The organism is Ectothiorhodospira sp. 9100 (assembly GCF_022227565.1).
Classification (GTDB): domain Bacteria; phylum Pseudomonadota; class Gammaproteobacteria; order Ectothiorhodospirales; family Ectothiorhodospiraceae; genus Ectothiorhodospira; species Ectothiorhodospira marina.
Genome location: NZ_JAJNAN010000009.1, coordinates 58,769 through 82,695, shown reverse-complemented (window position 1 = coordinate 82,695; position 23,927 = coordinate 58,769). Strand labels below are relative to the sequence as shown.

General features: G+C 62.8%; 21 protein-coding genes. 6 read left to right on the top strand and 15 right to left on the bottom strand.

What is annotated here, in order from left to right:
* Nucleotides 1–138: 138 nt before the first annotated feature.
* Nucleotides 139–1,830, top strand: coding sequence for a dihydroxy-acid dehydratase (gene ilvD, locus LPW29_RS04865; RefSeq protein WP_238627099.1), 1,692 nt, complete (start codon nucleotides 139–141; stop codon nucleotides 1,828–1,830).
* A 16-nt stretch (nucleotides 1,831–1,846) separates the two neighbouring features.
* On the opposite strand, the gene LPW29_RS04860 is transcribed toward ilvD, so the two are convergent.
* Nucleotides 1,847–4,057 (bottom strand): PepSY domain-containing protein, encoded by a 2,211-nt coding sequence (locus tag LPW29_RS04860; protein ID WP_238627098.1) that lies wholly within the window; start codon nucleotides 4,055–4,057, stop codon nucleotides 1,847–1,849.
* Between the two features lie 279 nt (nucleotides 4,058–4,336).
* The gene (locus LPW29_RS04855) at nucleotides 4,337–4,669 is read right to left on the bottom strand and encodes a hypothetical protein (RefSeq protein WP_238627097.1); all 333 of its coding nucleotides are present in this window, start codon (nucleotides 4,667–4,669) and stop codon (nucleotides 4,337–4,339) included.
* Between the two features lie 382 nt (nucleotides 4,670–5,051).
* On the opposite strand from LPW29_RS04855, the gene LPW29_RS04850 reads away from it, so the two are divergent.
* Genes LPW29_RS04850 through LPW29_RS04835 form a run of 4 tightly spaced genes read left to right on the top strand, consistent with a single transcriptional unit; the run spans nucleotide 5,052 to nucleotide 8,207 of the window.
* The gene (locus tag LPW29_RS04850; protein WP_238627096.1) at nucleotides 5,052–5,351 is read left to right on the top strand and encodes a FeoA family protein; all 300 of its coding nucleotides are present in this window, start codon (nucleotides 5,052–5,054) and stop codon (nucleotides 5,349–5,351) included.
* Complete coding sequence (locus LPW29_RS04845) at nucleotides 5,348–5,575, top strand: FeoA family protein (RefSeq protein ID WP_238627095.1); 228 nt, start codon at nucleotides 5,348–5,350, stop codon at nucleotides 5,573–5,575. The genes LPW29_RS04850 and LPW29_RS04845 overlap by 4 nt, the downstream gene beginning before the upstream one ends.
* Nucleotides 5,575–7,932 carry a Fe(2+) transporter permease subunit FeoB gene (feoB, locus tag LPW29_RS04840; protein WP_238627094.1) on the top strand — a complete coding sequence of 786 codons (2,358 nt, stop codon included), beginning with the start codon at nucleotides 5,575–5,577 and terminating at the stop codon, nucleotides 7,930–7,932. Before LPW29_RS04845 ends, feoB begins: the two co-directional genes overlap by 1 nt.
* Nucleotides 7,929–8,207 (top strand): FeoC-like transcriptional regulator, encoded by a 279-nt coding sequence (locus LPW29_RS04835; RefSeq protein WP_238627093.1) that lies wholly within the window; start codon nucleotides 7,929–7,931, stop codon nucleotides 8,205–8,207. The genes feoB and LPW29_RS04835 overlap by 4 nt, the downstream gene beginning before the upstream one ends.
* A 168-nt stretch (nucleotides 8,208–8,375) precedes the next feature.
* Here LPW29_RS04835 and LPW29_RS04830 read toward each other — a convergent pair whose 3' ends face one another.
* Together LPW29_RS04830 and parS are read right to left on the bottom strand one after the other, a co-directional pair.
* Nucleotides 8,376–8,840 (bottom strand): RES family NAD+ phosphorylase, encoded by a 465-nt coding sequence (locus LPW29_RS04830; RefSeq protein WP_338018676.1) that lies wholly within the window; start codon nucleotides 8,838–8,840, stop codon nucleotides 8,376–8,378.
* Entirely contained in the window at nucleotides 8,840–9,397 is a 558-nt protein-coding gene (gene parS / locus LPW29_RS04825) for a type II RES/Xre toxin-antitoxin system antitoxin (RefSeq protein WP_238627092.1), read from the bottom strand. Before parS ends, LPW29_RS04830 begins: the two co-directional genes overlap by 1 nt.
* 188 nt (nucleotides 9,398–9,585) lie before the next feature.
* Between parS and LPW29_RS04820 the strand changes: the two genes are divergently transcribed.
* Nucleotides 9,586–10,338, top strand: a complete 753-nt coding sequence (locus tag LPW29_RS04820; protein ID WP_238627091.1) for an MBL fold metallo-hydrolase — start codon at nucleotides 9,586–9,588, stop codon at nucleotides 10,336–10,338.
* Nucleotides 10,339–10,597: 259 nt separating this feature from the next.
* Here LPW29_RS04820 and LPW29_RS04815 read toward each other — a convergent pair whose 3' ends face one another.
* The 11 genes from LPW29_RS04815 to LPW29_RS04765 form a co-directional block, all read right to left on the bottom strand.
* Nucleotides 10,598–12,235 (bottom strand): electron transfer flavoprotein-ubiquinone oxidoreductase, encoded by a 1,638-nt coding sequence (locus tag LPW29_RS04815; RefSeq protein ID WP_238627090.1) that lies wholly within the window; start codon nucleotides 12,233–12,235, stop codon nucleotides 10,598–10,600.
* A gap of 21 nt (nucleotides 12,236–12,256) precedes the next feature.
* On the bottom strand, nucleotides 12,257–13,198 hold the full coding sequence (locus tag LPW29_RS04810) for an electron transfer flavoprotein subunit alpha/FixB family protein (protein WP_238627089.1): 942 nt from the start codon (nucleotides 13,196–13,198) through the stop codon (nucleotides 12,257–12,259).
* Nucleotide 13,199: 1 nt separating this feature from the next.
* The gene (locus LPW29_RS04805) at nucleotides 13,200–13,949 is read right to left on the bottom strand and encodes an electron transfer flavoprotein subunit beta/FixA family protein (protein WP_238627088.1); all 750 of its coding nucleotides are present in this window, start codon (nucleotides 13,947–13,949) and stop codon (nucleotides 13,200–13,202) included.
* A gap of 27 nt (nucleotides 13,950–13,976) precedes the next feature.
* Nucleotides 13,977–14,798: a universal stress protein gene (locus tag LPW29_RS04800; protein WP_238627087.1), complete on the bottom strand. Its 822-nt coding sequence runs from the start codon at nucleotides 14,796–14,798 to the stop codon at nucleotides 13,977–13,979.
* Nucleotides 14,799–14,833: 35 nt separating this feature from the next.
* Entirely contained in the window at nucleotides 14,834–15,670 is an 837-nt protein-coding gene (locus LPW29_RS04795; protein WP_238627086.1) for an ABC transporter ATP-binding protein, read from the bottom strand.
* 74 nt (nucleotides 15,671–15,744) lie between these two features.
* On the bottom strand, nucleotides 15,745–16,992 hold the full coding sequence (locus LPW29_RS04790; protein ID WP_238627085.1) for an ABC transporter substrate-binding protein: 1,248 nt from the start codon (nucleotides 16,990–16,992) through the stop codon (nucleotides 15,745–15,747).
* A 47-nt stretch (nucleotides 16,993–17,039) separates the two neighbouring features.
* A complete protein-coding gene (locus LPW29_RS04785) occupies nucleotides 17,040–18,113 on the bottom strand; it encodes a branched-chain amino acid ABC transporter permease (RefSeq protein WP_238627084.1) in 1,074 nt (357 codons plus the stop codon).
* A 5-nt stretch (nucleotides 18,114–18,118) separates the two neighbouring features.
* The gene (locus tag LPW29_RS04780) at nucleotides 18,119–19,006 is read right to left on the bottom strand and encodes a branched-chain amino acid ABC transporter permease (RefSeq protein WP_238627083.1); all 888 of its coding nucleotides are present in this window, start codon (nucleotides 19,004–19,006) and stop codon (nucleotides 18,119–18,121) included.
* 3 nt (nucleotides 19,007–19,009) lie between these two features.
* The gene (locus LPW29_RS04775; protein WP_238627082.1) at nucleotides 19,010–20,989 is read right to left on the bottom strand and encodes an AMP-dependent synthetase/ligase; all 1,980 of its coding nucleotides are present in this window, start codon (nucleotides 20,987–20,989) and stop codon (nucleotides 19,010–19,012) included.
* Nucleotides 20,979–21,782 carry an ABC transporter ATP-binding protein gene (locus LPW29_RS04770; RefSeq protein WP_238627081.1) on the bottom strand — a complete coding sequence of 268 codons (804 nt, stop codon included), beginning with the start codon at nucleotides 21,780–21,782 and terminating at the stop codon, nucleotides 20,979–20,981. Before LPW29_RS04770 ends, LPW29_RS04775 begins: the two co-directional genes overlap by 11 nt.
* Nucleotides 21,783–21,976: 194 nt before the next feature.
* Entirely contained in the window at nucleotides 21,977–23,674 is a 1,698-nt protein-coding gene (locus tag LPW29_RS04765) for an AMP-binding protein (RefSeq protein WP_238627080.1), read from the bottom strand.
* Nucleotides 23,675–23,927 lie beyond the last annotated feature (253 nt).

The window sequence follows — 23,927 nt, the reverse complement described above, 5'->3', positions numbered from 1 at the left end:
GTCAATTATAGTGGCACAGCAGAAGACAAAAAAGAAGTTCAGTCTGCCCCCGCTTCCCAGTGAAACCGAATCCGTAATATCGTGAGCCTATCCCTGAGCTGATGCAGGGCCTGTGTTGAACATTCCCAAACGGTGAGCATGATGGCAAACAACAGACGCAGCAAAGCGGTCACCGAAGGCTTTCAGCGCGCCCCCAATCGGGCCATGTTGCGGGCGGTCGGCTTTGAGGACGGGGATTTCGACAAGCCCATTGTCGGTGTGGGCAACGCCCATAGCACCATTACCCCCTGCAACATCGGTATCGGTGCCCTGGCGCAGCGGGCCGACGAGGCCCTGCGCGCCGCCGGCGCCATGCCGCAGCAGTTTGGCACCATCACCATCTCCGATGGCATCTCCATGGGCACCGAGGGCATGAAGTATTCGCTGGTGTCTCGAGAGGTGATCGCCGACGCCATCGAGACGGTGGTCCAGGGACAGAGCATGGATGGCATCCTCGCCACCGGCGGCTGCGACAAGAACATGCCGGGAGCCATGATCGCCCTGGCCCGCATCAACGTCCCGGGCATTTTCGTTTACGGTGGCACCATCAAGCCAGGCAGGTACAAGGGACAGGATCTGACCATCGTCAGTGTTTTTGAAGCGGTGGGCCAGTACGCCGCGGGTAACCTGAGCGATGAGGATCTGCAAGGGGTGGAAAAAAATGCGTGCCCCGGGGCGGGCTCCTGTGGCGGCATGTACACTGCCAACACCATGTCCAGTGCCTTCGAGGCCATGGGCATGAGCCTCCTGGGTTCCTCCACCCAGTCCGCAGAGGACAAGGAGAAGGGCGATTCCGCCGCACGTTCTGCCGAGGTGTTGCTCGAAGCCATCAAGGCGGATCGCAGACCCCGACACATCATGACCCGAAAGGCTTTCGAGAACGCCTTCGCCGTGACCATGGCCCAGGGCGGTTCCACCAATGCCGTCCTGCATCTCCTGGCCATTGCCAATGCAGCAGAAGTGGACTTCTCCATCGACGACGTCGAAGTGATCCGCCGCAAGGTACCGGTGCTATGCGACCTCAAGCCCTCGGGTACATACGTTACCAGCCAGTTCCATGCCGTGGGGGGCACGCCCGTGGTCATGAAGATGCTGCTGGAGGCCGGACTGATTCACGGTGACTGCCCCACCATCACCGGTCAGACCCTGGCCGAAACCCTGGCAACGGTGCCCGCGACACCGCCAGCTCATCAGGACATCATTCGCCCCATTGATACGCCGCTATACAGTCAGGGTCATCTGGCCGTGCTCAAGGGAAACCTGGCCGAAGAAGGTGCTGTGGCAAAGATCACGGGACTGAAAAAGACTGCCATCACCGGTCCTGCGCGGGTTTTCAACTCCGAAGAGGAGTCCATGGAGGCCATCGTCAATGACAGGATCCGACCCGGCGATATCCTGGTCATCCGCTACGAGGGGCCCAAGGGGGGGCCGGGAATGCGCGAGATGCTCTCTCCCACCTCGGCCATCATCGGCGCCGGCCTGGGCGATGAGGTGGGCCTGATCACCGACGGGCGCTTTTCCGGTGGAACCTACGGCATGGTGGTGGGCCATGTGGCACCAGAGGCCTATGTGGGGGGCACCATCGGCCTGGTCGAGGAAGGCGATACCATCACCATTGATGCTGAGCAGAACCTGCTGCAACTCAATGTCCCTGACGCTGAGCTGGCTCAGCGGCGGCAACGGTGGCAAAAGCCCGAACCACGTTACCGCCGGGGCGTGCTGGCAAAGTATGCCAAGCTGGTTTCCTCGGCCAGCCAAGGTGCCGTAACCGACCGGGATCTGGAACTCTAAGGCGCCTGATCCACCGTCAGTCAATCAGGTCCATGCGCAGCTTCCCCCCGGCCTCCCACTGCTGCAGACGCCGGATTGCCTGGTCCTCATCGATCCCCTCATGCGCTGCCAGGATCTCGGCCAGGGCTGCACGCACGCCCTGCCCCAGGCTCCCCGCATTGCCGCACACATAGATCACCGCGTCACGCTCCAGGGCCCAGACCATCAACTCATCGGCGGCGGCATGCAGCCGGTCCTGTACATAGCCGCCCCCGTCTGGATCCCGGGAAAAGACTGCATCCAGCCGGTTTAGATGCCCGGCCTCATGCCAGGCCTGCAGCTGCTGCCCATAGAAGAAATCCCCGGCCCGCTTGCGATTACCGAAGATCAGCCAGGTGGGGCCCGGGCGTCGCAGACAGGCCTGCTCGGCCATAAAGCCCATAAACGGGGCAATCCCGCAACCAGCGGCCAGCATGATCATGGGCTGCTTGGCATCCTCGGGAGGATTGAAGTCCGGATGGGCGCGCAGGTGCCCCTCCAGCACATCCCCCTCCTGGAGTTGCCGGCACAACAGACCCGAGGCCTTGCCCAGACGCTGCGACCCGTCTGTCTGCCGATGGGTCACCAGGGCCACGGTCAGCAGGATGGACCGGGGATCCTCCTGCGGTGTGCTGCCGATGGAATAGGGCCGCGCCGGTTCACCGGCTTCGGGCCGCACCAGCAGCAGGTCCCCCGGCCGGAACGCCAGCGGCTCGGGACTTTCAAACCGCAGGCTCCAGACCTCGTGGGTCTGCGGATCGTTGGGATCATTGAGTTGATGCCGCTCCCGCAAGGTCAGCCGGACCGACGGGTCCCCCTGTGGCGCGGCCACCTTACCCAGCCCGATGCCCAGTTGGGCGGCCACCTGATCCAGCCAGCAGCGCCAGTCCGCCGCAGGATCGCCATCCACCTTCACCATGGGCAGGACCTCCTCCCCCCCGGCGGCCAGCAAGGCTTCACGCAGCTGCTCGCCGCCGCGACAGAAATGGCTATAGCTGCGATCCCCCAGCGCCAGGATGGAAAACCGGCAGCCAGCCAGGTCCGCCCCAGGCAGCGCCTTGAGGAAAGCACGGGCCTGTTCGGGCACCTGCCCGTCTCCCGCGGTGGAGGTGATCAGGAACACCTGGCGGAATCCCTTCAACTCCGCCATGGACAGCCCCGCCACCGAGGCATGGAGTACCCGGCCTCCACCAGCCTGCAGGGCCTGGCGAGTCAGATCCGCCAGCTTCGCGGCCGTGCCGGTCTGACTGGCATGGGCCACCAGGATATCCGCACCCTCGTCCCCGCTGCGCTGGCGCCCCTGGCGGATACGACGAGCCCAGGACCACAGCCCCGTGCCCATCAGCCCCACCAGGGCCAGCGAGGCCAGCAGATTGAGCATGCCGGACCAGGCGCCGGCCCAGGTTCCTTCATGCAGGGCCTTCACCAGGCCCGGAAAGTTTTCCTGCCGGATGACCCCATGGGGGCTCACCACGTGGACTGCCTCACCCGCCGGATCGACACCCCATACGGCGGCGGCCGAGTTCTTGACCCGGGTCACCTCCCGCACCCCCGACAGGTCGCCCGTTGCCATGGCCGCTTCAATGGCAGGCGCCATGCCCATGCGGGGATCATCCGGATGCAGGCGGGGCAACTGCGGAGTGCCGATATGCAGGGACATCAAGATCCCGGTCACGGAAACCATCAGCACCAGCGGCAAAACCAGCCAGCCGCCCAGGGTATGCCATCCCACGAGTGTCCGGCGCAGCCGGGGCCATGCCAGGAAGGGACCAACGATCATCACCAACACCATGAGATAGGTGGCAACCTCCACCACACTCTCGGCCCCCAGCAGAAGATCCTTGTGCAGGTGTTTGACAATATTAAAGAAATCACCCTGCTCACCGCGTTGTTCCAGCTGTTCTCCAGTGTCCAGGTCAAAACTCCTGAACTGCGATCGGCCCTGCTCACGAAACTCCAGCATGACCACACCGCCCTCTTCCACCGCCACGGATCGAACCCGGTGCCCGGGGTCAACCTGATCCAGCAGCCGCACCAGGGTGGCGGCCTCTGCCGGGGCCTCGGCCGCCTGGCCCGAGCGCAGATCATTGAGAATGGGATCAAAAGACAGGATGGCCCCGGTGAGGATGATCAGGGCAAAGAGGGGCAGCAGGATCAGGGTGAGCCAGCGATGCAGCCAGCCCAGCATCCGTCTGTAACGAGGGTTCATGGAGTGCGTCCTTATTGGTTTCGTGTACTGGAGATGCCGTGGATGAGCCACCTTTGAAGCTCTTCGCGGCCGGGGGCCGCTCTCACGAGACCGCACGGTCACTGCCGATGGGAGAGTCGGTCTGCCGCCGAGGGTATTCGCTGCATCTGTCTGCCACATACGCATCAGGGGACAATGCGTTGACACAACCAGCCATCTGCCTGCCCAGGATGGGCTCTATCTGGAAGTCACCACAAGGGGAAGGGACGGAGGAGGCCCCAGGACTGGCCTGAAAGAAGCCTAGCTTTTGAGCAACCGGGTATCGAAAAGGTAGGGTTCAGCAGGACCGAGGGTGATTTTCTCGAAGTCCTCATGGCGCGGGTTGATAATGTAGTTCTCGGTGGTCTGCAGGCTCCCGGCCAGGTTCAGAACACTACTCACCGGAAGCCCTTTGCGTATGTCATTGACCGGCTTGTAATCTTTCTTCACACGACCATACAGCGCACGGGCCACCAGATCGACAGGGTTCCCGCTGGCCTCCGGCGTGCTCGGCAGGACACGGTGTACTTGCGTCTCCTGCCCCTGATGATGGGTTCTCACCAGGATGCTGGAGGCCTTGGAGCGCTGTGCCACCCCGGCATATTCTCCGCACCGGTTTCCCCTATTCTCCCGGCTCAAGCCGGGCACCATCCGCGTGAAAGGATAGCCACAGCACATCACCGGCACAACCCCCGGACTCAGCGCCTGCCCCCTACGGCGGCAATTCGCTGGTTGAGCCAGTCCCGCTCGCCCTGGAACCGGCCGGGTCAATTGAACAGCGGAGCCTGACAAGGCTCATCCGCTGGTCCAGCGCAGGCCTTCCCCGTAACGCCACCGGCAAGGGAACCATGGGACGGAAGCGGCCGCCTTCCGCGGCGACCCATGGGTTAAGATAATGACGCTGATTGTAATTGCAAATCGTTCGCGATTGCATTATCTTCGCACTATCCACGATCCATCCGACCCGGAGGCAGGCATGAATCAGCAATCCCAAGGCTATGCCCTCACCATGGCGCAGGAGGATCAGACCGTGCGCGTCGTCGCCCTGCGCGCCGGGCGCAACCTGGATCGGCGACTCACGGAGTTGGGCATCCACATCGGCAGCGAGCTGCGCGTGGTGCAGCGCCAGGGCAATGCCCTGGTGGTCTCCCGGGACAATGCGCGCATCGCCATCGGCGCGGGCATGGCCATGAAGATCCTGGTGGCGCCGGCAGAGATAACCGCCGCCAGCAACGACACGGGCGCCGGAGAGGCCGCGGCGGGGGCCTGGCAATGACACTGAAGGAACTGAACATCGGGGAGACCGGCACCGTCACCGGCTACGCCCCGGCCGCCCGGGCCTACCGCCGCAAACTCCTGTCCATGGGCCTCACGCCGGGGACAGAGTTTCGCATCACCCGCATCGCCCCCATGGGCGACCCCGTGGAGATCCAGGTCCGCGGGTTCAAACTCAGCCTGCGGCGCGACGAGGCCGACGCCCTGCACGTGGAGAAACGCTGATGTCCGAGAGATTCGTCATCGGGGTGGTAGGCAACCCCAACTGCGGCAAGACCACCCTGTTCAATGCCCTCACCGGCGCCAAACAGCGGGTGGGCAACTGGCCCGGGGTCACCGTGGAGCGCAAGATCGGCCATTACCGCTTCGAGGGGGCCGACTACGAGATCGTCGACCTGCCGGGCACCTATGCCCTGGACGTCACCAGCGAGAACGTCTCCCTGGACGAGAAGATCGCCCGGGACTACGTTCACGGCGGCGAGGCGGACCTGATCGTCAATATCGTGGATGCCTCCAACCTGGAGCGCAACCTCTACCTCACCACCCAATTGCTGGAAATGCGGCGCCCCGCAGTGGTCGCCCTGAACATGATGGACGCGGCCAAAGACGCAGGCATGGACATCGACGTGGACCGCCTGTCCAAGCGCCTGGGCTGCCCGGTGGTCCCTTTGGTGGCCTCGAAACGGGAGGGCATCGACGCCCTGAAACAGGCCCTGGCCTCGGCGGCACGCAGCCGTCCTGTCTCCGACATCCGCATCCCCTATGATCCGGTCCTGGAACGGGCCATCGACGACCTGCTGCCGGACCTGGAACCCGCGGCGAAACGCGCCGGGGCCGATGCCCGCTGGCTCGCCTCCCGGGCCCTGGAGGGGGATGACCTGGCCCTGCGCCTGGCCACCGACGCCGTCAGCCCGGACCATCTGGAGCGTCTGCGGGACGGCCTGGGGGAGGACGTGGACATCCTCCTGGCCGATGGCCGCTACGGCTTCGCCCACAAGGTAAGCGACGAGGCGGTCAAACGCAGGGGGGAAGCCACCCGCAGCCTCTCGGACCGCATCGACCGGGTCCTGCTCAACCGGGCCCTGGGCATCCCTATCTTCCTGGGAGCCATGTACCTGATGTTCATGTTCACCATCAACATCGGCGGCGCCTTCATCGACTTCTTCGACCTGTTCACCGGCGCCCTGCTGGTGGACGGAGCCGGCTCCCTGCTGAACGGCCTGGGCTCCCCCGACTGGCTCACCGTCGTCCTGGCCGACGGAATCGGCGGGGGCATCCAGGTGGTGGCCACCTTCATCCCGGTGATCGCCTCGCTGTATCTCTTTCTCTCGTTTCTCGAGGACTCGGGCTATATGGCCCGGGCCGCCTTCGTCATGGACCGGGCCATGCGGGCCGTGGGTCTGCCAGGCAAGTCCTTCGTGCCGCTGATCGTGGGCTTTGGGTGCAACGTCCCGGCCATCATGGCCACCCGCACCCTGGAGCAACCCCGGGACCGACTCATGACCATCCTCATGGCCCCGTTCATGTCCTGCGGCGCGCGTCTGCCAGTCTATGCCCTGTTCGCCGCCGCCTTCTTCCCGGTGGCGGGACAGAACATGGTCTTCGGACTCTACCTCATCGGCATCGCCGCGGCGGTGCTCACCGGGCTGATTATGAAGAAGACCCTGCTGCAGGGCCAGAGCATGCCCTTTATCATGGAACTGCCCCCCTACCACCTGCCCAGCCTCAGGGGGGTGGTCCTACGGACCTGGGAACGCACCCGGGGGTTCATCGTGCGCGCGGGCATGATCATCGTGCCCATGGTGCTGGTGCTCAACTTCCTCAACGCCCTGGGCACCGACGGGAAATTCGGCCACGAAAATACCGGCCAGTCGGTGCTCAGTGAGGTGGGCAAGGCCATCGCCCCAGCCTTCGGCCCCATGGGGCTGGACAAGGAGAACTGGCCGGCCACCGTGGGCATCTTCACCGGGGTGCTGGCCAAGGAGGCTGTGGTGGGGACCCTGGACTCCCTCTATACCACCCTGGCCGCGCAGGATGCCCGGGAGGCCGGTCTGGACATTGTCGATAAATCTGCCTTCAGCCTCCAGGACGGGCTGGGTGAGGCCTTTGCCACCATCCCCGCCAACCTGATGGATGCCCTGGGCACCTGGGGGGATCCCCTGGGCCTGGGCGTGGGCGAGTTGGGCGACACCGAGAGCGCCGCCGCGGAACAGGGGGTCACCGCCGGCACCTTTGGTGCCATGGCGGAGCGCTTTGACGGTAACGCGGGGGCCTTCGCCTACCTGTTGTTCATCCTGCTCTACTTCCCCTGCACAGCCGCCCTGGCGGCCGTGTTCCGGGAGACCAACCTCCGCTGGACAGCCTTCGTGGCCCTGTGGACCACGGGTCTGGCCTACCTCACTGCCACGGTCTTCTACCAGGCGGCCACCTTCGCCCGCCATCCGATCACCTCGGCCGCATGGATCGGCGGGCTGCTGGGGGCCTTCGGGGTCCTCATCCTCATCCTGCGCTGGTGGGGCGGCCGTCAGACCCGACGCGTTAGCGCCCTGGCGACCCCCTTGGCGGGAGGTGAACGCGCATGATCCTCTCCCAGATCCTGGACTACCTCAGAACGCACCGACGGGTCTCCTTGCTGGACCTACAGCACCGGTTCCATGCCGAACCCGAGGCCCTTCGGGCCATGCTGGCCACCCTGGAACGCAAGGGCCGGGTGCGCCGCCTGCCCCCGGGTACGGCGTGCGGCGGAGGGTGCACTCACTGCGGCCAGACGATCCCGGATCTCTATGAGAGCGCCGAGGGACAGGCCATCCCTGAAGAGGCACAGCCCCTCATGGACCTGCGCCAGGCCCACAGCTGAAAGCCCTGAGCGGGCACGTGTTTCATCAGCACCAAGCTTCCTTCACGGTCGGGGTGTCAACCGTAGGCCAGCACAGTTGGCGTCACCAGCATCAAGAGCCAGCGCGTTGCGCAGATATGCCACCAGGTCAGCCTGCTTCCCGGGATCGTAGGGTTACCGATAAGGTTTTCAGCGCTTGAGCAGCCGCGTGTCGAAAAGATAGGGTTCGGCCGCACCGAGGGTGATTTTCTCGAAGTCCTCATGGCGCGGGTTGATAATAATGTTCCGCTCTTGCGGTACCACGGCGCTGGGGACGATCAGGATGGCGCTTGAACCGCGTTCAATCCACTCCGCGCCCACTTGCTGCAACTCGCTGTCCTCGAAACGGCTCCGCCAGTCCTCCGGCAGGTCGGCCAGTGAGACTTCATCCATGGGGATAGGCTCGGGGATCTCGGCCCTGATACTGACGAAGTGGCTGCTGAAGTGGTTGGGGTCGATGTGTACCAGCGTCTCAAGTACCGCCGTTGAAAGGTTTTCGGAGGTATAGACCGCCAGCAGTCCTTCCGGCACCCAGCGGCTGCCCACCTTGCGATTCCCCATGCCCGAGAAGGCGGTTTTGGCGTGCCTGCTGGACGTCAGCCGCCATACCTGCACTAGCTGTAGACCCCATGTTCGATACGGGTCAGTACGCGCTCCACCATATCGGTACCGGCCTCAGTATCGAGCAGCATCAGCGGGACATCGCCCAGTGCCCGATTCATGGACTTCAGCCAGTCCAGTGCCACGCCCTCATCCTCAAAGACCTCGATGGCGCGGGCATAGACCTTGGCCAGCCGATACAGGCGGTCCGACTCCACTGGATCCAGCAACTTTTTTTCCTTCCGCCGGCGCTGCAGGGTGCGGTCGGAAATACTGATGATCGGCAGCAAGTAGTTCTCGGTGGTCTGCAGGGTCCTGGCCATGTTCAGAACACTACTTGCCGGAAGCCCTTTGCGTATGTCATTGACCGGCTTGTAATCTTTCTTCACGCGACCATACAGCGCATGGGCAACCCGATCGGCATGGCTCCTGTCGATCTCCAGCGATCCAGGCATGACACGGTGTACTTGTGTCTCTTCGCCCTTATGCAGGGTTCTCACCAGAATGCGGGAGGGATCGGAACGCCGCAAGACGTCGGTGCCTTCTGCCTGCTTTGCCTTTGCCGTGCTCATTGCCCGCCCTCCGCGTCACCTGTCTTCAATATAGCGACATCTGTCGCTCCTCTCAATCCCGCAGGGCTTCAAGGCCAACTGCCCAAACCCTGAGACTGCTGGGGAGTTCACCTATTGACCAGACCTGGCAGACTCGCGCAACGTTGGAGGGGGCTGCTCGGCTTGATACCTTTCATGAGGATGATCCCATGCACTTCCGACAACTCATTGAACCAGACTCTTCCACCTTCACCTACCTGCTGGCCTGCCCCGATACCGGGGTCACGGCGCTGATTGATCCCGTACTGGAAACCGTGGAACGGGATCTGGAAGTGCTGCAGTCCATGGGGCTCACCCTGGATTTTGCGGTGGAAACGCATATCCACGCGGACCACATCACCGGGGCGCGGCGTCTCAAGCAGGCCACCGGCTGCCAGATCGCGGGACCGGCCCTGGATGAGATCCCCTGCCGGGATGTGGGACTGCGCGAGGGCGAGCCCTTCAGGCTGGGTAGCATCACCCTGAACCCCCTGTTTACCCCCGGGCACACCGACACCCACCACGCCTACCTGCTGGATCACCATGGCCTCAAGCTGCTGTTCTCGGGCGATGCGCTGCTGATCGAGAGCTGCGGACGCACCGATTTTCAATCCGGCGACGCCCACGTGCTCTACCACAGCATCCAGGACAAGTTCTTCAGCCTGCCTGACGAAACCCTGGTCTACCCCGCCCACGATTACGAGGAACGGCGCATCACCACCATCGGCCAGGAAAAGCTGCGCAACCCCCGCCTGGGGAAAGGCCGCAGCGAGGCCGAGTTCGTGAAGATCATGCACGACATGGACCTGCCCTACCCCCGCAAGATCGACTTTGCGGTACCCGGCAACGAACAATGCGGCGCCTGCCCGGACAACGTGCCCGAAGAAATGCGGGGCTTGTGCGAGGCGAGTCGGCAGGGGTAGTGCGGAACAAGAAACCTTGCTCCGCCGCAGGCAACCGGATCAGCGCGTCGAGCTAGGGTGAAATGCTGAGGTCGTAGCGCAAGGAGACCATGACAGTACTCAGGTCCTTCTGATCGGGCTCATCAAACGAGGTATTCTTGTAACCGAAGTAGGCTGAAGTCCGGCGATCAAAGAAATACCACCCCCTAACTGTCTGGAGGCATTGAGCACGGCCTTGGTCAGCACGACGGCAGGGCTGGGTGCGGTGCTTGGCACTGTCTCACATGCCAGGATAGTTGGGTCCATCTCCACCTTGAGGCACCACCCAGTCGATATTCTGGTCCGGATCCTTGATATCGCAGGTCTTGCAGTGCACACAGTTCTGGGCGTTGATCTGCAGACGCGACCCATTGGCATCCCCGGTCTCCACATATTCATATACGCCCGCGGGGCAATAGCGGGCTTCCGGCCCCGCGTAAACCGGGAGATTCAGAGCAGTAGGCCGACTTTCGTCTCTCAGCTTGAGGTGGATTGGTTGGCCCTCTTCGTGGTTGGTGTTGGAAAGGAAAACCGAAGAGAGGCGGTCGAAGGTGATGGCCCCGTCGGGACGGGGATAATGGATGGACTGGCAGTCCCGGGCGGGGCGCAGGCGCTCATGGTCGGCGTGATGACGCAAGGTCCAGGGAGCGCGACCACGAAAGACATAGGTATCCACCGCTGCGTGGGCCAATCCGGCCCAGAGACCCCAGCGAAAACCAGGGCGGATGTTACGGGCTTGGTGGAGCTCCCGGATCACCCAGGTATTGTCGAGGCGGCGACGGAAATCGCTGGCTTCGGCGCCGCCGGCCGGTGACGAGGTCAGCAGATCGAAAACGGCCTCTGCCGCGGTGATGCCACTCTTCATGGCATTGTCGCTGCCCTTGATGCGTGGCACGTCGAGAAAGCCCGCCGTGTCCCCCACCAGCAGACCGCCGGGGAAGCTGAGTTTTGGCAGGCCCTGCAGGCCCCCCTCCACAAGCGCCCGGGCGCCGTAGGCGATGCGTTTGCCGCCTTCGAACACGGGCCGGATGGCCGGATGGGTCTTGAAGCGCTGCATCTCCTCGAAGGGGCTCAGGTAGGGATTTTCGTAGTCCAGCCCCACGATGAAGCCCACCGCCACCCGGTTGTCCTCCAGGTGGTAAAGAAACCCGCCACCATAGGTGCGGGTATCCAGGGGCCAGCCCACGGAGTGGATCACCTGACCAGGCCGGTGCCGGGCCGGGTCCACTTCCCAGACTTCCTTGATGCCCAGTCCATAGGTTTGCGGCCCCACCCCTTCGCGCAGACCGAAGCGCTCGATGAGCGTCTTGGTCAGGGAGCCATGACAGCCCTCGCAAAACAGCGTCTGGCGGGCATGGAGTTCCACGCCGGGCTCGAAGCGCGGGCCCTCGCTGCCGTCCGGGTTGCGGCCCATGTCTGCGGTGGCCACGCCCTTGACCGCACCCTGCTCATCATGGAGCACCTCGGCTGCTGGAAATCCGGGCAGCACTTCCACGCCCAGGGCCTCGGCCTGCTCCCCCAGCCAGCGACAGAGATTACCCAGGCTGATGATGTAATGGCCCTGGTTGTGCATCTGGGGCGGCGTAGGCAGTCGCAGGGCGCGGCCCTGGGTCAGCAGCAGGAATTGGTCCTCGCTGACTGCGGTGTTCAGGGGGGCGCCCTGTTCTCGCCAGTCCGGCAGCAGTTCATCCAGGGCCCGGGGCGCAAACACCGCACCCGAGAGGATATGGGCCCCCACCTCGGAGCCCTTTTCCAGCACACAGACGGACAGGTCCTGCCCTGTCTGCTCGGCCTGCTGGCGCAGACGGATGGCCGCCGCCAGCCCGGCCGGACCGGCGCCAACGATGACCACGTCGAATTCCATGCTCTCACGTTCCAAAGGGCACCTCCGGGGTTGGGTTCAGGATTTGAGGGCGCGAAGCCCTTCCCGCAGGGCGGGCAGCACCTGGAATAGGTCACCCACCAGGGCGTAGTCGGCCATCTGGACCATGGGGGCCTCCTCGTCACGGTTGATGGCCACCACCACCTTGCTGTCCTTCATGCCGGCCCAGTGCTGGATGGCCCCGGAGATCCCCACGGCGATATACAGCTCGGGAGCCACCACCTTGCCGGTCTGGCCCACCTGGTAGTCATTGGGCACGAACCCGGCGTCCACGGCTGCACGCGAGGCGCCGATGGCAGCATTGAGTTCGTCGGCCAGGGATTCCAGCAGATGGAAGCCCTCGGCACTACCGACACCGCGCCCGCCGGAGACCACCACCCGCGCCGCGCCCAGTTCGGGGCGTTCCGACTCGGTGAGCGATTCCTCCACAAAGCGTGACACGCCCGGGTTCTGGGCCGCCGGCACCGTCTCGATGGACGCCGAGCCGCCCTCACCCACCGGGTCAAAGGCCGTGGGACGTACCGTGATGACCCTGACCGGATCCTCGCAGATCACCCGCGCCATGACATTGCCGGCATAGATGGGCCGCTCGAAGGTGGTCAGCCCCTCAATCCCGGTGATGTCCGACACCTGGGCCACATCCAGACGGGCGGCCACCCGGGGCATGAAGTCCTTGCCCTGAGTGGTGGCCGCGGCCAGCACTGCCGAGTAGTCCGAGGCCAGCGAGATGACCAACTCGGCCAGGGGTTCGGCCAGCTGATGGGCATAGGTCGGGTCATCACATAGCAGTACACGGCTCACCCCCTCCAGTGCCGCCGCCGCTTCACCCACGGCCTGGCAGTCCTGCCCGGCCACCAGGACATCCACGGCATCACCCAGGGCAAGCGCGGCACTCACCGTCCTGCGGGTGGCATCAGCCAGATGTCGATGATCATGTTCCGCCACTACCAGCACTGTCATATCAGATCACCTGTGCTTCGTTCTTGAGCTTGTTCAGCAATTCCCCCACGTCGGCGACGCGCACACCCGGCTTGCGCGCGGGCGGTTCGGCCACACTGACCGTGCGGATGCCGCTGCGGGTCTCCACCCCGAGGGTGTCCAGGGGACGGCGATCCAGGGGTTTCTTCTTTGCCTTCATGATGTTGGGGAGCTTGAGATAGCGAGGCTCGTTGAGTCGAAGATCAGTACTCACCACTGCGGGCAGCCGCAAAGCCAAGGTGCGGGTACCTCCATCCACTTCCCGGGTGACGATCACCTCCCCATCACCCATTTCCAGGCGACAGGCGAAGGTGCCCTGCCCCCAGCCCAGACGCGCGGCGAGCATCTGTGCCGTCTGGTTGCAGTCATCATCGATGGCCTGCTTTCCCATCAGCACGAGATCGGGGGACTCTTCCCCCACCACGGCGGCCAGGGCGCGACTGACCACCACCGGTGCGAGGCTTTCCTCCGTTTCCAGCAGCAGCGCCCGGTCGGCGCCGAAGGCCAGGGCCGTGCGCAGCGTGTCCTGGGCCGCGGTCGGGCCAACGCTGACCGCTACCACCTCGGTGGCCACGCCGGCCTCGCGAAGCCGCACCGCCTCCTCCATAGCGATTTCGTCGAAGGGGTTCATGGACATCTTCAGGTTGGCAATGTCCACATCGCTGCCATCGGAGCGTGGGCGCACCCGAACGGTGTAATCCACCACACGCTTGACCGGTACGAGTACCTTCATGGGCCACTCCTTAGTTAGATTGATATGTCAGACGTTGCCATTTTCGTCGGGGCGCAGCACCAGCACCGGCGAACGGGCCGAGTGCACCACCTCACGGGCAAAGCTGCCCATGATCACGCGCTGCAGCCCCGTGCGCCCGTGGGTGGTCATGGCGATCACCGCCCCCTGTATCAGTGCCGAGTACTCCACCACGGCCCGGGCAACGTCCTTGCCGTGGAGCACGTCCCAGTTGGCCTGCACCCCGTATTTTTCTGGCATGTGGTCCGCCATGCGACGCAGGTAGACCCACTCCCCCGAGTCCGCGCCGGGACCGCCATGGCCAAAGCTGGGCTTGAGCACCTGGATCAGGCGCACATCCGCGCCGATCGAGCGTGCAAAAGCCACCGCCGGCGGTAACACGGCCTCGGAGAGCGGAGATCCATCCAGGCAGATCAGCACCGTGCGGATGGGCCCCGTCCACTCCTCGGAAAGATCCGGACCAGCCAGCAAAACCGGACGACGCGACTGACGCAGTATATTTCCGGCGACACTGCCCACCACGGCTTCCCCGACGGCACCGCGGGCGTGTGTGGACATCACCAGTGGACTATCCGGCTCGGCGCTCATGGCCTGCATCAGTCCTTCGTTCACCGAACTATGCGTGACAACTTCCACCTGAGCGTCGTTGAGTCCGCGAGCGGCCAGAATGCTCTGCAACAAGGCCTTGCGTTCGGTGCTGTCCGCCTCTCGGGGCACCACCGAAACCAGCCGGACGCGTGCACCCAACTGGCCAGCCAGGGAGAGACCGGGTTTGAGGGCTGCCTGGGAACGGGCTGAAGAATCCAGGGGGATGGTAACAGTGGCGGACATGGCACACTCCTTGATAACAGCGATCGAGTCCGGCATCAGGCAAGCCAGCGCTTGCGACGCCGGTAATGTTTGACGTTCAGGTAGTCCACTTTGCCGGACCCACCCAGGTAGAACTCCTGTACGTCGGGGTTCTCCCGCATGACGGCGGCATCGGCACTCATCACGACATGGCCGTTTTCCAGCAGGTAGGCATAATCCACCACCGCCAGGGCGGCCGCGGCGTTCTGCTCCACCAGCAGTACGCTGACCCCCTGCTCCTTATTGATCTCACGGATAATCTCGAAGATCTCCTGCGCCAGCAGCGGCGAGAGACCGAGACTGGGCTCGTCCAGCATGATCAGTTCGGGTTCCGTCATCAGGGCGCGGCCGATGGCAAGCATCTGCTGCTCACCGCCCGACAGGTAACCGGCCTTGCTCCGGGCCCGTTCCTTGAGACGAGGAAAATAATTGAATACCTGCTCCTTGAGCTCCTGGTAACGCTGTCGACTGCCGCGGGTGGCGTAGGCGGCCAGCAAGTTGTCCTCCGGTGACAGGTGCTCAAAGATGCGTCGTCCTTCAAGCACGTGCACCAGGCCGCTGGCAACCCGCTTGGGCGGCGACAACGGCAGCATGTCCTTGCCCTGGAAAGTGAGCGTGCCGCGGGTGACCAGGCCACGTTCCGGGGCCAGCAGACCACTGATGGCCTTCAAAGTGGTGCTCTTGCCGGCTCCATTGCTACCCAGAAGGGCGATCATCTGCCCTCGGTGGATCTTCAGCGAGACGCCCTTGATAGCCAGGAAGACCCGGTCATAGATCACTTCCACATTGGCCAGTTCGAGCAGAGGCTGACCGGTGTCGGCGACCGGCGCGATTTGACTGGCAGTATTCTGCATGGGATTACCCCTTTCCTGTCATGGATACCCTTTAGGCCGCTGGGGCCTTCACCCGCCCCAGCGGCATATGGGGTTCAGCGGCCTTCACGGAAGCCAGCAGCATCCTTCTCGATCTCTTCCCAGACGATGTCCTGGTGGGCTGAGTACCAGTCGGTCAGCGGTTCCCAAGCCTCACCATTCCAGGCGGAAACGCGGCCATACCCTCCCCCTTGATGATCATCAGCGGTGATGGTGATGGGCGGCATCATGCCTCTGGCGTCGAAGTTCTCGATCATGCGGAAGCCGTCACGCAGTTTTTCACCGGTCAGCGGGGCTCCGAACTCCTGCATGGCCAGCCGTGCGGCCTCCACGGCCACGGCCATGGTGGCGACGCCGATGTTGTAATAGGTGGTACCCACGTTACTGGCAGAACCCTGGCCGTGGCCCGGTTCGATCACGTGTTCCATGATGTCCTGGATGACTGCGTGATCAGTGCCCGTGCCTACGGCCTCGAAGCGCTTGACGCCTTTCATATGGTTACCGCCTACGTTGCGCGCATCGGTTTCCGCCAGCCATACCACCGAAAGGATGTTCTCCTGGCGGATACCGTTGCGAATGGCTTCACGTACTGACACCTGCTGGCCACCACCGGCGCCCCAGATAATCACGTGATCAGGCCGATAACGGCGTACATCGGACCAGGTAGCCGACTGCTCCGTGCCGGGGCTAGGATAAGCAAAGGCGCGCAGGTCAAAACCCTTTTTCTCTGCCAGATCCTTCAGTATCGGCATGGGCTCGCGGCCAAAGGGAGAATCGATGTGTACCAGCGCGATCCGCTTGCCTTCCAGTCCCCCTTGGTGCTGATCGATGTAGTCTGCCAGGACCGTGGACTGGGACCAGTAGGTCGCCATCATCGGGAAGACGAAGGGAAACGTTTCCCCCTCACTCGCGTCGCCACGACCGTGCAGTGCCGTGATCATGACCACTTCATCATCCAGTACACGATTGACCGCCGCACGGGAAACGGGAGTACTGAAAAAATCAACCAGAACCGCACCTTCACGACGGGCCCGATTATAGGCCTCGAGCCCGCGCTGAGGTTCGTTGGCCGTATCGCGCACGATGGTTTCGATCATGTGGCCCTCAACGCCACCAGTCTCGTTCACGAACCGCAGATAGTCACGCTGGCCCTGGTGATACTCGTTCGTCACAAAGGTGTAGACAGCAGTAAAGTCCTGCAGCAACGCGAACTTGATGGGCTCCTTCTCGGCCTGGGCGGCACCGCCCAGGCCCAGGGCCGCGGCTCCGGCCACGCTGGCCAGCCATCGGGTGAATGGTTTCATGACACACACTCCTCCAAGTTTTATATGCCCTCCCCTGCGGGGAGGTGTTAGCTCTGGGTATGACGGAATGGCCAAACCACGAAATACTTGCGCAGGTTGTCGTAGATCTTGGCCAGTCCCAGGGGCTCATACAGCAACACACCGATGATCAATGCCCCGTAGACCATCAGCGGAATGTGAGCGATCAGGTTGAACGAGATGGGCATCCACTCATAACTGGCCAGGAAGGCCAGCACATTGGTGAGAACGATGGGTAGCAGGAGCACGAAACCAGCTCCCAGGTAGGCACCGATGACACTGCCCAGACCGCCCACCAGCACCATGGCCACCAACTGAATGGAGACATTGAAGCCGAACTGCTCGGGCGTGACCGCCTGGTAGTAGCAGAAGGCCAGGATGGCGCCGGTGACACCGCCAAGGAAGGAGGCGGCAAAGAAGGCCAGCAGCTTGTATTTCACCGGATCCACCCCAATCACCGCAGCGGCGAAGTCCTTGTCCCGCACCGCAACCAGGGCCCGACCGAAACTGGTGCGCTTGATGTTGAGCAGCAGCAGAGTCACCACCACGGTCCACAACAGTGCCACATAGTAAAGCGAGGCATCACTCTGCAACGGCACGAACAGGAAAGTGACTTCAGGGGTGCTGAGCGTAGCCTGAGCACCCCCGGAGATGGCGGGCACATTGATGATCACCCATTCCACCAGATACTGCATGGCCAGGGTGGCCATCACCAGATAGAGGCCCTTCACCCGCAATGCCGCGGCCCCGAAAATCGCGCCGATGAAGGCCGACATCAGACCCGCCCCCAGCAAAGCCAACTCGAAAGGCACGCCGGCACGCGTAAGATGGATGCTGGTATAGGCACCAATGGCCAGCACGGCGGCAAAGCCGAAATGCAGTTGCCCCGCCATGCCCATCAACAGGGTCAGTGACAGGGCGGCCGCAGTCCAGATCAGCCATGGCAGCATGTAGCTGGTGAGATACAGATCAGACAGTAACAATGGCGCCAGCAGTGCCAGGGTCACTAACGCCAGCATGAGACGGCGGTCGGCGGTCACCGGCCACAGGGCCCGCGACGAGGCATAGCGCGTATGCTTGATTCCGGACAGTCGATAGAACATGACGCTCAGACCCTCTCGATATCTTCACGGCCGAAGATGCCGTGGGGGCGGAAAATGATGGTCAACAGGATGATCAGGGAGGTCACCACGTCACGCGTGCCGCCCCCCACCAGTGGATCCACGAACCCGGGAATGACGCTGCCGAGGATGCCAACGATCAACCCCGCCACGAACACGCCGTGGACGCTGTCCAGCCCCCCGAGGATGACCACGGCCACTGCCGGGAAGAGCAAGGCAGTCAGAGTCCAGTCCACGCCCTGAACCGATCCCCACATGGCACCTGCAGCCACGGCCGAGATACCCGCCAACCCCCAGGAGATGGCCACAGCCCGTTCCACCGAGATGCCCACCGACCAACTGGAGACGTGATCGTCGGATACCGCCCGCAGTTTGGTACCGATGCGGGTGCGGAAGAACAGCAGGGCACCCGCTACCATGAGACCGCCAATGATGCCGCCCACCAGGTATTCACGGTTGATGAACACATCGCCGATGATGATGGGCATCATGTCCAGACCCAGATCCAGGCTCTTGGGTGAGGCCCCCAGCAGGCCCGGACCAAGCCCCCGCAGCAGGCTTTCCAGGCCCAGGGTGAGCATGACCACCATGATGGTGGGCTGCCCTACCATCTTGCGCAGGAGCAGACGCTCGGTGACCATGCCGAACAGGAACATACCCACGACGGCCAGAAGGATGGCAAATACGATCGGCACGCCCATAAGGTGGGCAAACATCCAGATGAGGTAGGCGGCGATCATCACCATGGCCCCCTGGGCCAGATTGGGGACTCCCGAAGACTTGTAAATCAGCACGATACCCAGGGCGACCAGGCTGTACATCAAGCCGGTCAGAGCGCCATTGATCATCAATTCGAGCAGAAACTGTATATCCACTGCTTAAGCCTCCTCTGCAACACGAGCCGGGATGACGTCATGGACCGTCAGGTGGCGCTTGAGCATCCCCGATGCGCCGGTTTCGTAACTGATCCGAGCTTCGTATTCGATAGCCCGTCGACCGCCATACAGGGCATCGATGATCGGTGCGTAGTGTTGGTCGATAACCTTGCGCTTGAGCTTGCGGGTGCGAGTGACCTCGCCGTCATCAGGGTCGAACTCCTTGTGCAGATTGACAAAGCGTCTGATCTGCAGACCTTCCGGTAAAACGGTGTTGACATGAACCACCTCGCCATTGATCAGGTCATACACTTGTGCTTTCTGGGATAAATCGGAAAACGAGGTGTAGGCGACGCCATGTTCCTCGGCCCAGTGCCCCACTGCCTCCATGTCAATGACGATCAAGGCCGCCAGGAATGCCCTTTCTCTACCCAGGATGCAGGCGTCCTTGATGTACTGGCTGAACTTGAGGCGGTTTTCCACGTAGGTGGGAATGAACCGGTCACCCGCCTCGGTGTAGACCACCTCTGATACCCGTCCCAGCACCACGAGTTGACCATCTTCCTCCAGATAGCCAGCATCGCCGGTATGCATCCAGCCATCCTGGAGAGTCTCCTGGGTGGCATCGGGGTTATTGAAGTAGCCGTCGAAGATGTTGTCGGCGCGCACCAGGATTTCGCCATCCTTGTTGATCTTGAGATCCACGCCGGGGAACGGCTTGCCGGCGGTGTGCAGACTGATGGAGTCCGGCGGCTGGGCCACGCACAGGGCGCAGTTCTCCGTCTGGCCGTAGAACTGAAGCAGATTCAGACCCAGAGCACGGAAGAACAGGAACACATCCTCACCAATGGCCTCCCCTGCCGTGTAGGGACGCTCCACCCGGCTCAGACCCAGGTGATCCTTGATGGGTCCGTAGATGAGTACTTCCCCCACGCCACGCCAGAAGCGTTCCAGGGCACCGGGCATCTTGCCTTCCAGGCGACGCCGCTCCAGTTCCACCGCAAAGGGCATGAAGTGATGGTAAAGACGCCGCTTGAACGGCGAGGACTCATTGATGCCCACCTGGATTCGGGTGAGCATGTTGGACCAGGCCCGAGGAGAGCTGAAGTACAGCGTCGGAGCGATCTCACGCAGGTCGTGAAGGGCTGTTTCCTGCTTCTCGGGAATATTGACGCAAAAGCGCAGTGCCAGCGCAGCCCCCACGGTGAAAATGAAGTCCCCCACCCAGGCCATGGGCAGATAGGCCATGTGCACTTCACCCTTGCGGAAATACCCCGCTGTCGAAGCGTTACGCACCCCCGAGAGGATATGCCCATGCTTGAGCGGCACGCCCTTCGGCGCCCCCGTGGTACCTGACGAGTGCAGCAGCACGGCAATGTCATGCACCGACACGCGGCTTTGCAAGTCCGCATCCAGACCCGGACGTTTTTCCCTCTCCTGCTGACCCTGAGCCATCAGATCCAGGGTACTCACCGCCCCCTCGGGCTCTTCTCCCTTCAGACCTCGCTCGTCATCAAAGACGATCAGTTGCAGACGGTCATAGCCGTTCTCGCGGACGGACAACAGCTTGTCCACCTGCTCCTGGTCCTCCACCAGGGCGCAGCGGATGGCCTCCGCCTCCATCTGACCCTGGAGTTCCGCAGGATTGGTGTCCGGGTAGGCCGGCGAGGGAATGGCCTTGAGGCACACGGCGGCCAGCATGCCGAAGTAGAGGGCGGGTCGGTTATCGCCCACCACCAGGATGCGGTCGCCGGCGCGCACGCCACGGGCTTCAAGCCCGGCGGCCAGGTTCATGACATGATCCAGATAGTCCTGCCAGGTGTACTCGTGCCAGATGCCCCGATGACGTTCACGCAGGGCGACCTCGTCACTGTGCTCCCGGGCATTGTGGACCAGTAACTGGATCAGGTGATCATCTTCCCGCCAGTCAGGGTGCAGGGCATCCTCAGGCGGATCTTCGCGATATTGTCTTTCAGGCTGCATCTTGAGTCTTCCCGATGTAGGCCGCGACCACGGCAGGATCATTGATGGCCTCGCGAGTGGGGCCTTCGGCGATCTTCTCCCCGTTATTGAGCACCACAGCCCGGTTGCAAATGGCGGTGACCACGTCCATGTGGTGCTCGATGAGAAGCATGGTGACGCCCATGGCATCGCGGGCATCCAGGATGAAGCGCACCATGTATTCCTTTTCTTCCTGGTTCATGCCAGCCATGGGCTCGTCCAGGACCAGGAAGCGGGGTTCAGCACACAGCGCCCGGGCCAGTTCCACACGCTTTTGCATCCCGAGGGGAATCACATCCACCGGCTCATCGCGCACACTCTCCAGCTGCAGCAGGTCGATGACCTCCTCCACCTTGACCCGGTGCGAGACCTCCTCCTTCTGCGCCCACCACCAGTAGAACAGTGAAGCCAGGGAGCTGGGACGCATGAAGATGTGCCGTCCCAGCAGGATGTTGTCCAGTACGCTCAGCCCCTTGAACAGGGCCACGTTCTGAAACGTGCGGGCAATGCCCTTCTGGGCAATTCGATGAGGCCGCAAACCGTTGATGGGCTCGCCAAGAAAGCGAATCGCACCCTGCTGGGGCGGATAGAAGCCAGTGATGGCATTAACGAGCGTTGTCTTGCCCGAGCCATTCGGCCCCACCAGGCCAAAGATCTCACCCTCTCTAACTGTCAGGGAGATGCCCTTCAGTGCCTGGAGGCCACCGAACCAACGGCACACCTCCTCGCATTCCAGTACGGTCTGCTGGCCGACGATTTCCTGCGTTTTCGTCATGCCTCGTTCCTCCGAGTACCTGATGTGGTTTTCCCGTGCCGGGCCAACGCACCGTTGTGGCTGTTCCCGTCCCCAAGGTCGGGTCACGCACACGGGGCGCGCACCCCTCCGTCGCGCATCACCCGGAGGCGATCCGCGCCCTGTTGTTTTTGTGGTTCCTGAATACCTTGCTTCGCGACGGGACCGACGCTGGCTCAATGCCCCCCGCCAGGATCACGAAGCCCCAAATCCCTGAGGCTCTCGTCACGCAGCATGAATTTGAGCGCTCGCCCGGTGCTGCCGGGGAAGGATTCGTAAAACCGCACGTAGCGCGGGATCTTGAAATGGGCGATCTGCTCGCGGCAGTAGTCCTGCAGCATTTGCGCGGTGAGCGTTGCCTCACCGCTCTGGAGTTCCACGCAGGCGCAGACCACCTCACCCAGACGTTCGTCCGGGACGCCCACCACCACCGCCTCACGAACCCGCGGATGGCCACGCAGATAATCCTCGATTTCCTGGGGATAGATGTTCTCGCCACCGCGAATGATCACGTCCTTGACGCCGCCCACGATCCGGCAATAGCCCGCCTCGTCCAACCGGGCCAGATCGCCGGTGTGCAGCCACCGTGCCGTATCCACGACACGAGCGGTCAGATCGGGGTCGCCCCAGTAGCCCCGCATGACGTTATAGCCGCGCACGCACAACTCGCCCACCTCGCCCAGCGGCACGATGCAGCCCTCGCTGTCGATGATCTTGGCTTCCTGATGCGGGCGAATGGTGCCCACGGTGGACAGTCGGTGCTCGACTGCATCGTCCACGTCGCTCATGAAGGAGATGGGCGATGATTCGGTCATGCCATAACCGATGGTCACTTCGGTCATGTGCATGCGGTTCATCACCTGGTCCATGGTATCCGGCGGGCACGGGGCCCCCGCCATGATCCCGGTGCGCAGGGTGGACAGATCAAAGTCGGCAAACGCCTCATGATCCAGCATGGCCTTGAACATGGCCGGCACACCATACAAGGCGGTACACCCTTCCTTCTGCACCGCTTGCAGGGTGTCCAGTGGCTCAAAGGCTTCCCCGGGATAGATCATGGCACTGCCATGGGTCAGGCAGGCCATGTTGCCCATCACCAGACCAAAGCAGTGAAACAGCGGCACCGGGATGCACACGCGATCCTCTTCGCTCAAGCGAAGCGTGCGACCCACCGTCAGACCATTATTGATGATGTTGTGGTGGGTCAGCGTGGTGCCGGCCGGCTCGCCGCCCATGGCATTGCTGAACTGGATATTGGCCGGCGCATCGAAGTCCACCAGAACGCTCAAGGAGCGCACGCGCTCCAGGGTTTCGGCATTGGGCGCACGCAGCAACTCGGAGAAGTTGATCATCCCGGGCGTGGACGCCGATCCCACCCGAATCACCCGCTCAAGACTCGGTACCGCCTCGCAACGAAGCGCCCCTGCCCCCGCGCTGGCCAACTCCGGGAGGAGTTCGCTCACCATCTTCAGGTAATCGCTGCTCTTGAATTGGTCCTGAATGATCAGTGCGCGTGCTTGCACCCGATGGAGGGAGCGCTGCAATTCCGCCTTGCGAGCACCTGGATTAACGTTAACGGAAACCATGCCGACCCGGGCTGCGGCAAACATGGCCAGCGCCCACTCGCTCCGGTTCATCATCCAGATGGCCACCCGATCGCCCGGCTCCAGACCAAGCTCCAGATAGGCAGCGGCCAGCGCATCCACCTGTTGGTCCAGTTCCGACCATGTCCAGCGCCTTCCTTGCTGGCAGTCCACCAGGGCCAACCCCTCGGGCCATACCGTGGCCAGATGATGGAGTTGCTCACCCACGGTGATGCCCCACAAGGGCTCGGTGCCCGCACCGCACACATAACTAAGTCTCTGACCTGACATCAGGACTGACCTCCTGCCTTTGGTTTGGCGCCGGTTGATCCCGGTCTGATTATGGGGTTATCTGTAATAAGGTTATAGGCAATTTAGTTACCGTTTACGTCTACGTCAACCTTTTTTTGCTGTATTCTGTACGGGCTTGTTCACCAGGCCGCTGACAACCGCTTCCCAGCGCACCATCCCGGTGCATGACGGGAAACCTCGAGCAGCAAGCAGAGAGCGACCGGAGTGGCCGACAAAAAAGATCGCTGCAATG

Coding starts and splice junctions, on each gene's coding strand:
- LPW29_RS04835 (WP_238627093.1), top strand. CDS start 7,929: ATGATCCTCTCCCAGATCCTGGACTACCTCAGAACGCACCGACGGGTC.
- LPW29_RS04785 (WP_238627084.1), bottom strand. CDS start 18,113: ATGTTCTATCGACTGTCCGGAATCAAGCATACGCGCTATGCCTCGTCG.
- LPW29_RS04775 (WP_238627082.1), bottom strand. CDS start 20,989: ATGCAGCCTGAAAGACAATATCGCGAAGATCCGCCTGAGGATGCCCTG.
- feoB (WP_238627094.1), top strand. CDS start 5,575: ATGTCCGAGAGATTCGTCATCGGGGTGGTAGGCAACCCCAACTGCGGC.
- LPW29_RS04860 (WP_238627098.1), bottom strand. CDS start 4,057: ATGAACCCTCGTTACAGACGGATGCTGGGCTGGCTGCATCGCTGGCTC.
- LPW29_RS04765 (WP_238627080.1), bottom strand. CDS start 23,674: ATGTCAGGTCAGAGACTTAGTTATGTGTGCGGTGCGGGCACCGAGCCC.
- LPW29_RS04845 (WP_238627095.1), top strand. CDS start 5,348: ATGACACTGAAGGAACTGAACATCGGGGAGACCGGCACCGTCACCGGC.
- ilvD (WP_238627099.1), top strand. CDS start 139: ATGATGGCAAACAACAGACGCAGCAAAGCGGTCACCGAAGGCTTTCAG.
- LPW29_RS04770 (WP_238627081.1), bottom strand. CDS start 21,782: ATGACGAAAACGCAGGAAATCGTCGGCCAGCAGACCGTACTGGAATGC.
- LPW29_RS04790 (WP_238627085.1), bottom strand. CDS start 16,992: ATGAAACCATTCACCCGATGGCTGGCCAGCGTGGCCGGAGCCGCGGCC.
- parS (WP_238627092.1), bottom strand. CDS start 9,397: ATGAGCACGGCAAAGGCAAAGCAGGCAGAAGGCACCGACGTCTTGCGG.
- LPW29_RS04795 (WP_238627086.1), bottom strand. CDS start 15,670: ATGCAGAATACTGCCAGTCAAATCGCGCCGGTCGCCGACACCGGTCAG.
- LPW29_RS04805 (WP_238627088.1), bottom strand. CDS start 13,949: ATGAAGGTACTCGTACCGGTCAAGCGTGTGGTGGATTACACCGTTCGG.
- LPW29_RS04850 (WP_238627096.1), top strand. CDS start 5,052: ATGAATCAGCAATCCCAAGGCTATGCCCTCACCATGGCGCAGGAGGAT.
- LPW29_RS04810 (WP_238627089.1), bottom strand. CDS start 13,198: ATGACAGTGCTGGTAGTGGCGGAACATGATCATCGACATCTGGCTGAT.
- LPW29_RS04820 (WP_238627091.1), top strand. CDS start 9,586: ATGCACTTCCGACAACTCATTGAACCAGACTCTTCCACCTTCACCTAC.
- LPW29_RS04800 (WP_238627087.1), bottom strand. CDS start 14,798: ATGTCCGCCACTGTTACCATCCCCCTGGATTCTTCAGCCCGTTCCCAG.